This window comes from Intrasporangium mesophilum, from assembly GCF_054783095.1.
The window spans coordinates 357852-372832 of the sequence record NZ_BAAGRF010000013.1; the positions used below are offsets into that span (position 1 = coordinate 357852).

The 14981-nt window shown below is 68.0% G+C and carries 14 protein-coding genes, 1 tRNA gene and 1 pseudogene; 7 read left to right on the plus strand and 9 right to left on the minus strand.

Annotation, left to right across the window (positions count from 1 at the left end):
* Positions 1–67: 67 nt before the first annotated feature.
* Positions 68–319 (plus strand): annotated as a pseudogene (locus tag ACYVLP_RS13020) (8-oxoguanine DNA glycosylase OGG fold protein); the annotation flags it as partial.
* A 1-nt stretch (position 320) separates the two neighbouring features.
* Entirely contained in the window at positions 321–716 is a 396-nt protein-coding gene (locus ACYVLP_RS13025) for an 8-oxoguanine DNA glycosylase OGG fold protein (protein ID WP_460627768.1), read from the plus strand.
* A 472-nt stretch (positions 717–1188) separates the two neighbouring features.
* Here ACYVLP_RS13025 and ACYVLP_RS13030 read toward each other — a convergent pair whose 3' ends face one another.
* Both ACYVLP_RS13030 and ACYVLP_RS13035 read right to left on the minus strand, forming a co-directional pair.
* Positions 1189–2259, minus strand: a complete 1071-nt coding sequence (locus ACYVLP_RS13030; RefSeq protein ID WP_460627769.1) for a restriction endonuclease — start codon at positions 2257–2259, stop codon at positions 1189–1191.
* 408 nt (positions 2260–2667) lie between these two features.
* Positions 2668–3279 (minus strand): hypothetical protein, encoded by a 612-nt coding sequence (locus tag ACYVLP_RS13035; protein ID WP_460627770.1) that lies wholly within the window; start codon positions 3277–3279, stop codon positions 2668–2670.
* Positions 3280–4001: 722 nt separating this feature from the next.
* Between ACYVLP_RS13035 and ACYVLP_RS13040 the strand changes: the two genes are divergently transcribed.
* A complete protein-coding gene (locus tag ACYVLP_RS13040; protein ID WP_460627771.1) occupies positions 4002–4196 on the plus strand; it encodes a helix-turn-helix transcriptional regulator in 195 nt (64 codons plus the stop codon).
* Between the two features lie 4 nt (positions 4197–4200).
* A complete protein-coding gene (locus tag ACYVLP_RS13045; RefSeq protein ID WP_460627772.1) occupies positions 4201–5640 on the plus strand; it encodes a tyrosine-type recombinase/integrase in 1440 nt (479 codons plus the stop codon).
* A gap of 136 nt (positions 5641–5776) precedes the next feature.
* On the opposite strand, the gene ACYVLP_RS13050 is transcribed toward ACYVLP_RS13045, so the two are convergent.
* Positions 5777–5860 (minus strand) — tRNA-Tyr (locus tag ACYVLP_RS13050).
* 290 nt (positions 5861–6150) lie between these two features.
* On the opposite strand from ACYVLP_RS13050, the gene ACYVLP_RS13055 reads away from it, so the two are divergent.
* Positions 6151–6645 (plus strand): YajQ family cyclic di-GMP-binding protein, encoded by a 495-nt coding sequence (locus tag ACYVLP_RS13055; protein ID WP_452267337.1) that lies wholly within the window; start codon positions 6151–6153, stop codon positions 6643–6645.
* A 226-nt stretch (positions 6646–6871) separates the two neighbouring features.
* Here the strand turns inward: ACYVLP_RS13055 and ACYVLP_RS13060 are convergent, their stop codons facing one another.
* From ACYVLP_RS13060 to ACYVLP_RS13070, 3 genes are all read right to left on the minus strand, one after another.
* Complete coding sequence (locus ACYVLP_RS13060; protein ID WP_460627773.1) at positions 6872–8278, minus strand: malic enzyme-like NAD(P)-binding protein; 1407 nt, start codon at positions 8276–8278, stop codon at positions 6872–6874.
* Positions 8279–8352: 74 nt separating this feature from the next.
* Complete coding sequence (locus ACYVLP_RS13065; protein WP_460627774.1) at positions 8353–9126, minus strand: DUF4031 domain-containing protein; 774 nt, start codon at positions 9124–9126, stop codon at positions 8353–8355.
* 28 nt (positions 9127–9154) lie between these two features.
* On the minus strand, positions 9155–9979 hold the full coding sequence (locus ACYVLP_RS13070; protein WP_460627775.1) for a lytic murein transglycosylase: 825 nt from the start codon (positions 9977–9979) through the stop codon (positions 9155–9157).
* A gap of 419 nt (positions 9980–10398) precedes the next feature.
* On the opposite strand from ACYVLP_RS13070, the gene ACYVLP_RS13075 reads away from it, so the two are divergent.
* Entirely contained in the window at positions 10399–10689 is a 291-nt protein-coding gene (locus tag ACYVLP_RS13075; protein ID WP_460627776.1) for a WXG100 family type VII secretion target, read from the plus strand.
* A gap of 101 nt (positions 10690–10790) precedes the next feature.
* Here ACYVLP_RS13075 and groL read toward each other — a convergent pair whose 3' ends face one another.
* The 3 genes from groL to ACYVLP_RS13090 form a co-directional block, all read right to left on the minus strand.
* Entirely contained in the window at positions 10791–12422 is a 1632-nt protein-coding gene (groL, locus tag ACYVLP_RS13080; RefSeq protein ID WP_460627777.1) for a chaperonin GroEL, read from the minus strand.
* 259 nt (positions 12423–12681) lie between these two features.
* Positions 12682–13107 (minus strand): HIT family protein, encoded by a 426-nt coding sequence (locus ACYVLP_RS13085; RefSeq protein WP_460627778.1) that lies wholly within the window; start codon positions 13105–13107, stop codon positions 12682–12684.
* A 99-nt stretch (positions 13108–13206) separates the two neighbouring features.
* Complete coding sequence (locus ACYVLP_RS13090; RefSeq protein ID WP_460627779.1) at positions 13207–13692, minus strand: hypothetical protein; 486 nt, start codon at positions 13690–13692, stop codon at positions 13207–13209.
* A gap of 118 nt (positions 13693–13810) precedes the next feature.
* On the opposite strand from ACYVLP_RS13090, the gene ACYVLP_RS13095 reads away from it, so the two are divergent.
* Positions 13811–14671 (plus strand): MBL fold metallo-hydrolase, encoded by an 861-nt coding sequence (locus ACYVLP_RS13095; protein WP_460627780.1) that lies wholly within the window; start codon positions 13811–13813, stop codon positions 14669–14671.
* Positions 14672–14981: the final 310 nt, after the last annotated feature.

The following is a 14981-nucleotide window of genomic DNA, read 5'->3' on the forward strand; positions in this document are numbered from 1 at the left end:
CGAGGCAACGCATGAAAGGCAACGCGAAAGCCGGGTTGACGGCAAGTCCGGCGTCAAGGACCTCGATGTGTGGTCGTTCTTCTCCCTGCCACCCGGCGCTGCGATCCGGGCCTGGCATGGCATCCCGTGGCCGCGTCTGACTTGGCAGCGCGCATTGCCGGCACATACGTCGATCTTCGAGCTACTGCCACCGGTTTTGGACCGGGCTGCCGTCAGGGCGGTATGTGAGTCGCCCGGCGACGAGGAGCATGCCATGCGAGGCTTCCTGGCCGCGGTGGCTTGGGGTTACGGAAGAACCGCGTATGGACCGTGGCGTGTGAGTGAGGCACTGGCCCGCCACGACTTGCCCGCGATCCTGCTCGAGGCCGCCCGGCTGGGAGCGCAACGACGCCCTCGCCGGGTACCGCCACCTCGCGACGCACCGTGCCCGCTACCTCGGACCCGCGTTCGGCACCAAGTACCTCTACTTCGCAACACCCGAGACCGGGAACTCGCCGTTGATCCTCGACCGCCTCGTCGCTCGCTGGGTAGCGCGACACGCCGGCATCGTCTTGAACCCGGTCCCGTGGAGCTCCCGAACCTACAACCGGTACCTGTCGCTGATGGCTGCATGGTCTTCAGACTTGGAGGTCATCCCGGCCAAGGTCGAGGAACTGATCTTTCGCGACTCTGCCGGTGGACAGTGGACGGACCCCATCCCCTCAGCGGTGAAATAGGAGTGTGCCGGGCAGTCGGGCAGCTGGGGACGCGTTCAGCCGCGCCCAGAGCGCGGCTAGTTGATCTCCCAAACGGTCAGCCTGACCGTGCCCATGTAGTTGTCGTCGCGCAACAGCACGAAGCGGTCCGAGTCGACCAGATCCTCACCAGGCACCTGCTGGAGGTTGTAAGTGCCTCCAACGCGAAAGTCGCTCGGCTGCGTCCGACGTCCGGGTCAGCAACTCCGCGTTGCCTTTGTAACGTTGTCCTTTGCGGATCATGCCGGGTGGGGAGACGCTTGCAGCCCGAGCAGGGGCATACGCGAGAGGTTGCCTGCTTACTCCGGCTGTGGCGACGGCTGTGGCTCGTGCACCACGGGCGGCGCCAACTCGGGGAGCCTCAGCAGGCTGGCTGCCCAGCGGGGCGTGCCGCGCGGGGCATCAGTTTGGTCACGGGACCCGACATCTCCCGGGCGCCGGGCGCGGTCACTGGTTACCGGAGCCCTTCTAAGAGAAGTTGCTCCGCGCGCGGCGAGTGTGCTGAAACGTCACCATCGAAGCCGTATCCGAAGAGCGCGATCTCATTGGCTACGGCGAATCGGAAGGACTCGGCCGAGTAACCCGACAGGGCGAAGAAGAGCGGTTCCTTCTGTTGCGCGGTCGCCACTCCGAACAGCGCACGAACCGCAACCGGAGCCACTGGTGACGCATGATGCTTGACCTCGCCCAGGTAGTGCGCGGCGACGATGTCGATCCCTCCATCGCGAGTCGCTTGGCTCACCTCCACTGCGGACGCCCCAAGGGAGCGCATGAACTCAGCACACCAGAACTCCGCGTCACGCGGCGTGGCTGAGGCGCCCAGGGGGCCGGGCCTGGCGCCGGACCTGGGTCGAGGTTGATCGGTGGGTGTTGCCGATGGCGGAAACGGTCCAAGCACCCACGGCGGCCAGCTCTTTCCGAGTGCTGGCCCAGCAACGAGCGGTGCCAATCTGCCCATGACTCTTGTGAAGGCCTGCACGGAGGTCGGTCCGGAGAAGCTCGCGGAAGCATCCATGCGGGACCAGTCCGCCTCCACGGTGTAGTAGCGCCCCGCCAGGCGCGTGGACTTGACACGAACCTCACGTGTGGCACCGGCGCCGTCCGCCACTCGGAACAAAAGAGTCTTCAGATCAACGGCACCCTCGATGTCTTCATCCGTCCGTAGCGGCACGTCGGCATCGCCGATGGGGAAAGCGGCCACAGCTCGTACTACCCGGCTAATGAAGCCGGAGAGGGTCTCGAGAGAGACGGGCGGGAGAAAGGTTGCCGTGACCTGGTTGCCGTCGGGGTCGCCGATGGCAAAGTCCCAGAAGCCGACGATGTCTGGAAGGTCTTCGTCCCACCAGATGTCCTTGTCGCCGTCCCAAACTTCTACCTCCCAGCCTTCCGGGAGCCGCGAGGCGATCAGGTCGGCCAGTTGGTCCATGTCGTCCAGACCGGCATACTCCAGCAACTCTGGCCAGGTCGACCAAAGCGCGCCGTCCCGTGCCCCGATCCGGAGGCCCTCGCTGAAGGCTTGCTTCATAGATGAGAAGCATAGTCAAGCGAGCTCGGAGCAGGGCCTCGAGCCGGGGCACCGGGCCGGCGCCGTCGCCGCCACCGGACAGCCAAGGATCCACACGCTGCCATCGGCGAACCCTGGCCAGGTCATCACAATCGACGTCCCGGCGGCCACGTTCGCGGTGACCGGTGAAGGCTTCGGATCCGTGACGGCCGTCGAGTTTCCCTTGCTGTTCACGTCGCCTGGCGCCGTCTGCAGCCGAAGCCTTCAACCGGTCATCCCCCACGATCGCCACGGGGCTTACGGCGCCCAGTCAGTTGTGCGCGGGGTCAGATTCCGTTACCGCAACCTGTCGCGCATTTGATGCGTCGCCCCTTGTGCGTGATATGAGCGTGGGCGCAGCCTGGCGACCGCTATGACTTGCACCAGCCCTCACTGCTGCGGCGAGGTCGCGTCCCCACTAGACGCGGGCCACACCCCGCGGACCACGACGACGGTAGCCGCGACATAGACGACGCAGCTGACGGCGCCGACGATCAATATCCACCCATCCTGCCGACGTCCGTAGATGAGCACTGCGTCGAGCACGATGATCAGCACAGTCGGCACCACGGTGACGAGGACCGTGGTCGTGCTCCTGAGTTTGACTAGATTGCGCTGGAACTGGCGATCGGAGTAGCCCCAAAGGGTCTGCTCCCAACGGCCGATGACGGCGTGCGACGAGAACTCGTCCTCGATGAACCGGGAGATGACCCTAGCATGGAGACCGTATTCCATAATCTTGGCGTCCAGCAGGCCGGCGATCACCACGATCGCCACGAGCGCGATGTCGAATGCGAGTTCGGCCGGGTCGCCCGCACCTATCACATCGAAGCTCTTCTTCTGCGTGAGCAGGAACGCGAGCAGCGTGCCGATAAGGATGAATTTCTGCAGCCATAAAGCTGGCACCTTCTCGATATACACAGAGGCTTCGGATCTGAGGCTCTTGTAAAGCTCCAGAACAAGTTCCGGAGGTTGTTGGGTCGTCGGCGACTCCTTAGACATTTCGGTCCCTTCGCTGGATCCAATCAAAGCGTGCTGCCCTCTGAATACTGCCGTGTGTCCCACCTGGCGGGCGACAGCAAGGGTGCGGGCTTACGGGTCGACACGGTACGACCAGTTCGACCACAACACCCTGCCCTGCTGGCTTACAGGCGGTGTCGTTGGTGAGCCCCTGGGTCGCGAGCTCGACCGCACGGCTCCTCCGTGCCTCGGCCAGGGCCCGGTTCCGATAGTGGCCGGTGACGAGTGGAACAGCTGGTGCCGTGCTCATGACCCGCCTCGTGGCACGCGCTGTCGAGCTATTCGGCTGGGCCGTGTGTCCCACTTGGCGGGCGACGACCACGACGATTCGCGGGGCGTCCTCGTGGCAATTGCTCAAAGGCAGCGACTGTCTCGCGCGAGCAGCCGTTTTGCGGACGGGGGAATCGACCGGACCGATCCCGGTTCCCGGGAGCAGATTTGCAAGTGGTGCGAGATGCGCGCGTAGATGGCGGCCCTGACCTGCTTGCTCATGGATGCAGGATATGTGTCTCAATCAACAGGCCGTATTGCCGGCTTTGCTCCCTCCCTCCGCACGCCCACGTGGGCCGCATCGACGTGCAGCGTGCGACTCGAATGGGCCTTCTGGCTACGCCGCGCCCACACGCCCGGTGGGCGGCTGGTGCAGATGGTGGCCCCGTAGGCGCGATATCGACACAGTCGATTAGCACCAGGAGGAGCCACGAATGTCCGCCACCACGCACGCCCGGCACATGACCGTCAGGGACATCTGCGACGAGCTCGGCATCTCCCGCTCGACGTTCTACGACTGGCGCGCGGCCCGCAAGGCACCGCCGTGCATCAAGTTGCCCAACGGTGACCTCCGGGTGCGCCGAGCGGAGTTCGAGCGCTGGCTCGAGACCCTCGAGCAGACGGCCTGAGGTCATGGACCCCGACGTCACCTATGACGTGCAGATCTGGTCCGTGAGCCGGTACAAGGGGAAACGCAAGACAAGCTACAACCTGCGTTGGCGTGTCTCCGACAAGCGTTTCCACCGGACGTTTGCCACGAGCAAGCTCGCAGAAGCGTTCCGGGCAACCCTGCTCGTTGGCGTCCGCGAGGGATTCCCATTCGAGGTGAGGACGGGGCTTCTGGCAGGCCCGAAGCCGAAGCCGGACAGTCGTGACTGGGTCGACCTTGCGTCCGCATTTGTCGATGTCAAGTGGCCGCACGCCTCAGCTCGTCATCGCAAGGGCATCGCCGAGGGCCTCACAACGGCAACGCTCTCGATGTACCCAACGCTGACGCCAGCCCAGGCCTCGCAAGCCAGGGCGGCGCTCACGGGATGGATCTTCAACACCGCCGCGCGGCAAGGCAAGCCACTGACCTCGACGCACCCGCCGGATGAGCTCGTCCCGATCATTGGCCGGCTCCAGCAGGCTTCACTTCGTTTGGAGGAGCTGGCCACACCCACTCGGCTGCGCAACGTCCTCGAAAGCCTCACCTTGAAACTCGACGGGAGTCCCGCATCGCCATCGACCATTGCCCGCAAACGCTCAGCCCTCTACAGCACCTTTCAGTACGCCGTCGAGCTCGACGAGCTGTCCGCCAATCCAATGGACAGGATCCAGTGGAAGGCCCCCGTCCACACGGATGTCGTCGACCGCAGAGTCGTTGTCAACCCCGAGCAGGCACGAGCGCTCCTGGCAGCGGTGGAACGGCTCTACCCGAGCCTGGAGGCATTCTTCGCCTGCATGTACTACGCAGCTTTGCGACCGTCGGAAGTGCGCCACCTTCGCGTCGATGACCTCGACCTGCCAGCGGACGGTGACGGGTGGGGATCGCTACATCTGCTGGGCTCGACGCAGACCGCTGGCGGAAGCTGGACGGACTCGGGCGAGTCCACCGAGGATCGGGCTCTCAAGCATCGTGCGCGTCGCTCGACCAGAACCGCCCCAGCGCCTCCCGAGCTGGTTCAGTCGCTCAGGCGCCATCTCGCCGCCTATCCGCCCGGGCTCGATGGACGCATCTTCGTGACCCGCACAGGTCGAGCCGGCGTCCCGGTTGCCCCGCCATTTGCCAGCCCGCAGTCGATGGGCATTGTCTACCGCATCTGGTCCCTGGCACGACGGGAGGTCTTCAGCGACACCGAGTACGCCTCACCACTAGCGAAGCGGCCGTACGACCTGCGCCACGCCGCTGTTTCGCTATGGCTCAACGCCGGGGTGCCACCAACCCAGGTCGCAGAGTGGGCCGGGCACAGCGTGAACGTCCTGCTTCGCGTCTACGCCTCATGCGTCGTCGGCCAGGACGAGGCGTCCCGTGCTCGCGTCGAGGGAGCCTTGCGTCCGAGCCGCCTTGAAACGCCTACGGCGGCTCCGTGACCCTCAACTTCTGCACGTATTCTGCACAGCCACCCGTAGAACCCCGTCCCCAGCCGATCCCAGTCGGACCGTGCTGACAGCCGCACGAAGGGCCTCTGACCGACGTTTGCGCTGGTCAGAGGCCCTTCTGAGCACATGGTGGCAGGTGAAGGATTCGAACCTTCGTAGCTTTCGCGACGGATTTACAGTCCGCTTCCATTGGCCGCTCGGACAACCTGCCGTGGTGCGTCTGGAAGGATAGCAAGAGATCGGGCGGGCTCCGAATCGGGTCCGACGAGGCTCCGCGCCCCTCCCGCCGCAGCCGCTCGTCGAGCCGCGACGCGCCGGCCGCGGCCCGCCGGCGCGAGCCCACGCCGACCGTGAGACGCTCCGACAAGCCGACAGCCCGACAGCCGCAAGGCCACGCCCGACCCGACGCCAAGCAGCACCAGCGCACGCCACGCCAACGAGACCCGAGACCAACACCAACTCCGACACCATCGCACGCAACCTCCCAAAGGAGCCACGACCATGGCCGACGCCTCGTTCGACATCGTCAGCAAGTACGACAAGCAGGAGATCGCGAACGCCGTCAACACGGCGAGCAAAGAGATCGCGACCCGCTATGACTTCAAGAACGTCGGCGCGTCCGTCGAGCTCGCGGGTGAGGTCATCAAGATGAAGGCGAACACCGAAGAGCGCTGCCTCGCCGTCCTCGACGTGGTGAAGACGCACCTGGTCAAGCGGAAGGTCAGCCTCAAGCACCTCGATGTGCCCGAGGCGGGCCCGCGCGTCTCCGGCAAGGAGTACCACCTCGACGCGCCCCTCAAGGAGGGCATCAGCCAGGAGAACGCCAAGAAGATCAACAAGATCATCCGCGACGAGGGCCCGAAGGGCGTCAAGTCCCAGATCCAGGGCGACGAGCTTCGCGTCACGAGCAAGTCCCGCGACGACCTCCAGGCCATCCAGCGCCTCTTGCGCGAGGCCGACCTCGACGTCGCGCTGAACTTCACGAACTACCGCTGACCCACACCGCCGCACGACCCAGGGGTATGCCGTTCCGCCGCGTCCCAGCCCATGCGACGGCCCGCCGGCTCCACCCCCGCGCCCCCCGGCGCCGCGCCCACGGGCCTGGCCGCCGACCGCTGTCCGGTCCACTCCATAACCGGTTCGAGGTATTCGGGTGGAGGTGACAGGTCGCCCCATTCGACGACCTATCACCTCGACCGGCATACCTCGAACCGGTGATCCCCTACACGACTGCGTGTGCGGCGTCGTCGGCTTCGACGGCGCGGCGGACGGCGGCAGCCACGGCGGGCGCCACGACGGGATCGAAGACCGACGGCACGATGTAGCTGACGTTGAGCTCGTCCGGTGACACGGAGTCTGCGATCGCGGTGGCCGCGGCGATCATGACCTCCTGCGTGATCCGCGACGAACCGGCGTCCAGCATGCCGCGGAAGAAGCCCGGGAACGCGAGCACGTTGTTGATCTGGTTCGGGAAGTCGGACCGTCCGGTCGCCACGACCGCGGCATGCTCCCCGGCAACCACGGGGTCGACCTCCGGGTCCGGGTTGGACAGGGCGAAGACGATGGCGTCGGGCGCCATCACGGCGATGTCCTCGCCGGTCAGCAGGTTCGGCGCCGACACGCCGATGAAGACGTCTCGGCCGGCCATCACGTCGTGTACGGAGCCGGTCTCGCCGGCCCCGTTGGTGTGGTCGGCGATCCACTGCCGGTCTGGGTCGCTGTAGGTCTCGCCGCGGTGGATCACGCCCTTGCTCCCGCACGCCACGATGTCCGTCGCCCCTTGTGCCAGAAGCAGCTCGATGATCGCGTGGCCCGCGGCACCGACGCCGCTGATGACGATCCGGATCGAGTCCATGGACTTGCCGACGACGCGCAGCGCGTTGGTCAATGCCGCCAGCACGACGATCGCCGTCCCATGCTGGTCGTCGTGGAAGACGGGGATGTCGAGCTCGGCGCGCAGCCTTCGCTCGATCTCGAAGCACCGCGGTGCGGCGATGTCCTCGAGGTTGATGCCGCCGTAGACCACGGCGATCGCCTTGACGATGCTGATGATCTCCTCGGTGTCCTGCGTGTCGAGGCACACGGGCCACGCGTCGACCCCGGCGAACTGCTTGAACAGCGCCGCCTTGCCCTCCATGACCGGCAGCGCGGCCGCCGGGCCGATGTTGCCGAGGCCGAGCACCGCCGACCCGTCCGTGACGACGGCGACCGTGTTGCGCTTGATGGTCAGGCGCCGCACGTCCTCGGGATGCTTCGCGATCGCGAGGCAGATCCGTGCCACGCCCGGCGTGTACGCACGGGACAGGTCGTCGCGGTGCCGCAGCGGGACCTTGGGGTTGACCTCGAGCTTGCCGCCGAGGTGCATGAGGAAGGTCTGGTCGCTGACCTTGCGCACCGTCACCTCGGGCAGCTCTCCCAGGGCCTCCGCGATCCGGTCGGCGTGCTCCGCGTCGGACGCGTTGCAGGTCACGTCGACGACGAGGCGGTTGTGCGTCGACTCTGCGATGTCGAGCGCGGTCACCGACCCGTTCTCCTTCTGGATGGCCGCCACGATGCCCGCCGTGGCGTCGGCGCGGGCGGGGACCTCCACGCGGACCGTGATCGAGTAGCCGGGGCTCGGCAGTGCCATGACTTCACCTCTCTGTGTTGTCTTCTGCGGCTTCTCGCAGGCGACGAGTCGCCACATATGTTCGCGCGACTGGCTCAGGCGCGCAGGTCGGGGAACACCTCCGCTGCGAGCGGCCACCAGAACAGGTGACCGCACAACACGGCATACTCCTCCGGGGTGACCCATCGTGTCTCGTGGATCCCGTCGTCACCATCACTCAGCCGTGGCCGCACGTCGTCGAGGCGGGTCCGGTACACCTGCAAGAACGGCACCTTCGGGTCGATGACGTTGTCATCATGCCGGGGCGTGAATCGCTCGTAGCCGCAAGGGAACACGCTCGAGTGACGGAGTTTCAGCCCGGTCTCCTCGAAGGCCTCCCGCACGGCGTTCTCGACCGGCGTCTCGTCCGCCTCGCGCCAGCCGCCCGGCGATCCCCACTCGGCGCGCCGGATGCTGTGGACAACGGCGAAGTCACCCCGCCGGTCGCGCACGAACACCATCGCCGCGAAGACCTTGTCCGCCGAGATGGGGTCGTCCGACGCCACCAGGTCGACGTCGCTGGACCCGTTCGGAAAGGGCACGGCGAGCAGCCGGGCGAGCCCACGGTCGCCTTTGCGCTTGCGCAGCCGCAGCCCCGACGCGTTCAGCCGACGCGTCAGGTCGGGGCCGTCGGTCGGGGTGGCCCCGGCGTCGACGACCTGCTGCCAGCGCTCCTCCGGCACGTCGTAGTGGTCGCCGTCGAACGCCCTCGGGTGCAGTCCTGCTGCACGCGCCACGATGTGCAGCTCGTCGTACGACAGGTCGCTGACGAGATGGGCGAAGAGGCGACCGTGGGCGGGCCAGATCGGCTGGTCGATCCACACGGTCACCCGGCCAGCCTAGAACGGAACGACTGAGCTACCGCAGCGACGCGACGGCATACCCGTTGCTGCGGGCGCTCACCTCGGCGGCATAGGCGTCGGACCGGTTGTACGACCACAGCGCGGCACGCCACGGCCCCTCCTGGCGCAGGTCGCCGCCGACCGCGCACAGGTAGCGCGCCGCGGCGAGCGCGGCGTCCGGAAGCGCGAACGGGTTCGCGACGCCGTCGCCGTCCGCGTCGGCACCCCACACCCGCCACGTGCGCGGGAGGAACTGCATCGGCCCCACGGCCCGGTCGTACGTCCGGTCGCCGTCGGTCGCACCTCCGTCGCTGTCGGGCACACGGCCGACCCCTTCGCCGTCGAGCGCGACCCCGATGGTCGGGGGCCAGGAGGTGCCGTCCGCACGGATCACGGCGCCGCCGAACCGACCGTGGTCGGACTCGACGCTGCCGATGCCGGCCAGCGCCACCCACGACAGGTGGCACCCCGGGTTCTCCTGCGCGAGCCGGAGCTCAGCCGAGCCGTATGCCGCGAGCGCCGTCTCGGGGATCCCCACCTTGGGCGACATGGAGGCGGCCCACGGCCGCACGTCGAATCGGCTGGCGTCCATCCGCTGCTGGGCCATGGACTGCCGCCCGGCGGGCTTCCGTGCGCCGACGTCCGGAGTGGTAGTCCTCTGCTTGCTTGCGCCGGCCGGCGACGCCGCGCCCGCGAGAGCGGGCACATCGCCGTCGAGGAAGCCCGGGGTGGCCACGCGACCGGGCCGCAGGTCCTGGGCGTCCGCATTGACCATGGCCCCGATCGCGGTGAGCACAGCCCCGCTCGTGACGGCGATCGCGAGTCGTGCTGCCAACCTCATCCGCCGCGCCCTCTCAGTCTCGTCTTCCGTCCGCCGGTCGACCGGCCCTCGACGGGCCCTCGACGGGCCACTCGACCTGCCGCTGGCAGAGCCGGACTTCACCCAAGCCCTGGGCAGTCTCGCGCGGCCGGGGCGACCTACCCCGCCCGGCGGAGTGAAGGACCGACGCCGGCCTGCTGAACGAACGGTGTGAGCTGTCGCCGCTCGGTCCGGCCCCCTCGGCCGGTTCGAGGTATTCCGGTCGAGGTGATGATCCGGGCCAGGACGCGGTGTTTCACCTCGACTCGCATACCTCGAACCGTGGGCGCCGAGCCTGTGGATGACCTCGGACGGCGGTCCGCGATCCCGCCTAGCCTCGAGCCACCGAATCCAGCCGGGCCGCCGCCGCCGCTCCGGCGCGACCTCAAGGAGTGAGACCTATGACCCGTTCCGTCGTCGACACCGAACGGATCGCCGCTGCCGCCGGCGACATCAACCGCCTCGCCGACACGATCACGTCGAGCACCGCCGAGCTGCGCGGTCGCCTCGCCGGGCTCGGCGCCGACTGGCAGGGCCCGGCCAAGATCGAGTTCGAGCGCGTCATGCACGACTACCAGCGCATCCAGACCCAGATGACCGAGTCGCTCGCCGAGATCGGGCGCCTGACCCTGAAGGCCTCGGCCGCCTACGCGGAGCAGGAGCAGGCCACGAGATCGCTGTTCCTGCGCTGAGGCCGCCCGTGCTTCGGGTGCCGAGCAGCGCGAAGGGCGGCTCCCCAGACGGGGAGCCGCCCTTGGCGGTTCGGTGCAGCGTGGCGACCGGTGCGGTGGGCTCAGAAGCCCATGCCGCCCATGCCGTCCATGTCGCCGCCACCCGGCATGGCCGGAGCAGCCTTCTCGGGCTTGTCGGCGATGACGGCCTCGGTCGTCAGGAACAGCGCCGCGATCGAGGCGGCGTTCTGCAGCGCAGAGCGCGTCACCTTGACCGGGTCGATGATGCCTGCGGCCAGCAGGTCGGCGTACTCACCAGTGGCAGCGTTGAGGCCGTGGCCGGCGTCCAGGCCGCGGACCTTCTCGGCCACGACTCCACCCTCGAGACCGGCGTTGATCGCGATCTGCTTGAGCGGGGCCTCGGTCGCGACGCGCACGATGTTGGCACCCGTGGCCTCGTCGCCGTCGAGCTCGAGCTTGTCCAGCGACTTGGCGGCCTGGATGAGCGCGACGCCGCCACCGGCGACGATGCCCTCCTCGACGGCAGCCTTGGCGTTGCGCACGGCGTCCTCGATGCGGTGCTTGCGCTCCTTGAGCTCGACCTCGGTCGCCGCGCCCGCCTTGATGACGGCCACGCCGCCCGCGAGCTTGGCGAGGCGCTCCTGGAGCTTCTCGCGGTCGTAGTCGGAGTCGGACTTCTCGATCTCCGCCTTGATCTGGGCGATGCGGCCCTCGATGGCGGAACGGTCGTCCTGGTCCTCGACGATGGTCGTCTCGTCCTTGGTCACGACGACCTTGCGGGCCTTGCCGAGCAGGTCGAGCGTGGCGTTCTCGAGCTTGAGGCCGACCTCCTCGGAGACGACCTGCCCACCGGTGAGGATGGCGATGTCGCCGAGCATGGCCTTGCGGCGGTCACCGAAGCCCGGCGCCTTGACGGCAACCGACTTGAACGTGCCACGGATCTTGTTGACGACGAGCGTCGCGAGGGCCTCGCCCTCGATGTCCTCGGCGACGATGAGCAGCGGCTTGCCCGACTGCATGACCTTCTCCAGCAGCGGCAGCAGGTCCTTGACCGAGCCGATCTTGGAGTTGGCCACGAGCACGTAGGCGTCGTCGAGGACAGCCTCCATGCGCTCGGTGTCGGTGACGAAGTACGCCGAGATGTAGCCCTTGTCGAAGCGCATACCCTCGGTCAGCTCCAGCTCGAGGCCCATGGTGTTGGAGTCCTCGACGGTGATGACGCCTTCCTTGCCGACCTTGTCCATCGCCTCGGCGATGAGCGAGCCGATCTCCTCGTCAGCGGCCGAGATCGAGGCGGTCGAGGCGATCTGCTCCTTGGTCTCGACCTCCTTGGCCGCGTTGAGCAGCGACTCGGAGACGACCTCGACGGCCTTCTCGATGCCGCGCTTGAGGGCCATCGGGTTGGCGCCGGCGGCCACGTTGCGCAGGCCTTCCTTCACCATGGCCTGGGCGAGCACGGTCGCCGTCGTCGTGCCGTCACCGGCGACGTCGTCGGTCTTCTTGGCAACTTCCTTGACGAGCTCGGCGCCGATCTTCTCGTACGGGTCGTCGAGCTCGATCTCCTTGGCGATCGAGACGCCGTCGTTGGTGATCGTGGGGGCGCCCCACTTCTTCTCCAGCACGACATTGCGGCCCTTGGGGCCGAGCGTCACGCGGACGGCGTCGGCAAGGGTGTTCATGCCCCGCTCGAGACCGCGGCGCGCCTCTTCGTCAAACGCAATGGTCTTGGCCATTCGGGTGGTTCCTCCCACGCGAATCGAAAGGTGGTTGGCCGCATGCCGCCCGCGACGGACGGGACCAGACCCCTCAGCTCATGTCGCTGCGGGACCCCAGCCCCTCGGCATACGGTCCGTATCTGTCACTCCCACACGGAGAGTGCTAACGCCATTATTGGCACTCTCCCATGGCGAGTGCAAACGCCCGTCCACCCGCCATGACGTCGAGGTATGCCGCCGCGGCGGGTCGGGCGCGAAGCGCTGGGTGAGCTCGGGGTCAGGAAGGCGGTCGCGCGGCGAGCGCCTCGGTGAGGCGAGCGGCATACTCGGCAGCCTCCGCGTCGGAGGCGTAGGTCGTGCGTGGCCAGAAGAATCCCCGCAGGCCGTCACCCTTGGTGCGCGGCACGACGTGGACGTGCAGGTGCGGCACCGACTGGCTCACGACGTTGTTCATCGCCACGAAGCTGCCCGTCGACCCGAGGCCCGCGACGACGGCTCCGGCCAGGCGCTGGGCCGCCGCTACCAGGCCGGCATGAAGCGAAGTGGGGAGGTCGAGCAGCGTCTCGACGTGCTCCTTCGGCACGAGCAGCACGTGCCCCTTGAACACCGGCCGCCTGTCGAGGAAGCCGAGGAAGTCCGGCTCGTCGAGCACGACATTCGCCGAGACCTCGCCGGCCACGATGGAGCAGAAGACGTCGTCCACGGTCCCAAGGCTGCCACGCGCCACTCCCAGACCACCCCGCGGTTCGAGGTATGTCGTCGGTGTATCGCGCGGCGGGATACCTCCAACCAGCGGTGCGCGTCAGCAGATGACGCCGAGGAGGCAGCCTGGGTCGTTCTGGGTCGTCGTGGGCGAGGGCTTGCCGGTCGGTGGCTTCGGCTTGTGCCTGCCCTTGCCGTTCGTCGAGGTCGGCGACGGGGCCGGGGTGGTGGCTGGCGCCTGGGAGGTCGCTCGAAGGGACGTGGCGGGCGGCGCGGGACGGGGCGCGCTGCGAGTGGGCACCACAGACGGCGTGGCCCTGGCCGGGACCACCGTCGCCGTCGCCGTCGGCGCACCCGCGGTCGAGCCGGCACCTGCCGCCGACGGGGCGGCAGACGTGGGCGCGTCCCAGCCGCTGACCGGCGGCGCGGGAAAGACGCCGGCGATCGCCTGGTCGCGCCAGCTCTCCCCGGGCCAGAGGGCAACGACGACCGCAGTCAGAACGGCGAACGCCGCGAGTGCAGCCGCCACGACGAGGTCCCGACGTGGGTTCGGACGGTGACGCTGCGAGCGGCTCTCGATCGACATGGTCCACAAAAATAGACGAATCGGACCAGCCGTGGGCCCTCGGGGCCCGGCGCCACTACGGTGGGTCCATGCGTCATGAGACGTGGATCACACGGCTCCGCCCGACGGGTCTGGAGCCGTGAGCGCCGACTTCGTCGAGGTCGCCGACCGCGTCTTCGTCGCGCGGTACCCACAGTGGGACGTCAACGTCGGGCTCGTCCTCGGCCGCGACGGGGCAGTGGTGGTCGACACCCGCGCCAGCGACATCGCGGGCACCGAGGTCCTCGACGACGTCCGCCGCCTCGGTCGAGACCTCACCGTCCGCCACGTCGTCAACACCCACGTCCACTTCGACCACACCTTCGGCAACCTGGCCTTCGACGTCGCCACGATCCACGCCCACGACAACGTCGGCCGCAGCTATGTCGCCGACGCCGAGCGGATCAAGGCTGCGTTCCGGGCCGACCCTGGCGACGGCCCCGAGATGGGGTACACCGCCAAAGACGCCGCCGAGGTCATGGCCACCCAGGTGCGCGGCCCCGACCGGACCTTCGCGACGAGCGCCACGATCGACCTCGGCGACCGCGTCATCACGATGACGTATGCCGGTCGCGGCCACACCGACGGCGACGTGGCGGTCTTCGTGCCGGACACGGATGCGATGTTCCTCGGCGACCTCATCGAGGAGAGCGCACCGCCGTCCTTCGGCGGCGACTCCTGGCCGCTCGACTGGGCGGACACGCTGACCTCGCACCTCGTGTGGCTCGCCGACGCGACAGTAGTCGTGCCGGGACATGGACTTCCTGTCGACACGGCGTTCGTCACCCGCCAGCGGGACGAGGTCGCGGTGGTCGGCGACGTGATCCGCGAGCGGCAGTCCGCCGGCGTCTGGCTCAAGGACGCTCTCGCCGAGCCGGACCCGCGGCTGCCCTACCCGGTCGAGCGACTGCAGCACGCGTTCCGCCGCGGTTACGAACAGCTCGCAGCCCGCAGCCTCTGACTGGGACGGAGCGCTCACTCGACCAGAGCCCCCCACCCTCTCCGTCGAGTGAGCGCCCCGTCTGCGCTGTCGAGTGAGCGCCCCGCCACTCCACGTCGCCTGAGCGCCCCGCCCTCCACGTCGCCTGAGCGCCCCGCCCTCCACGTCGCCTGAGCCCACCCTGCACTTTCAGGTCGAGTGGGCGCCCCGTCACTCCAGTCACGTGACGGGTGGGACGGGTGGGGCCAGGCGCTCACTCGACTGTGAGGATGGCGTCGCGGCCTGGTTGGTGGTGGGCTGTGTTCGACGATCCCGGGCGTGACTCTTCACT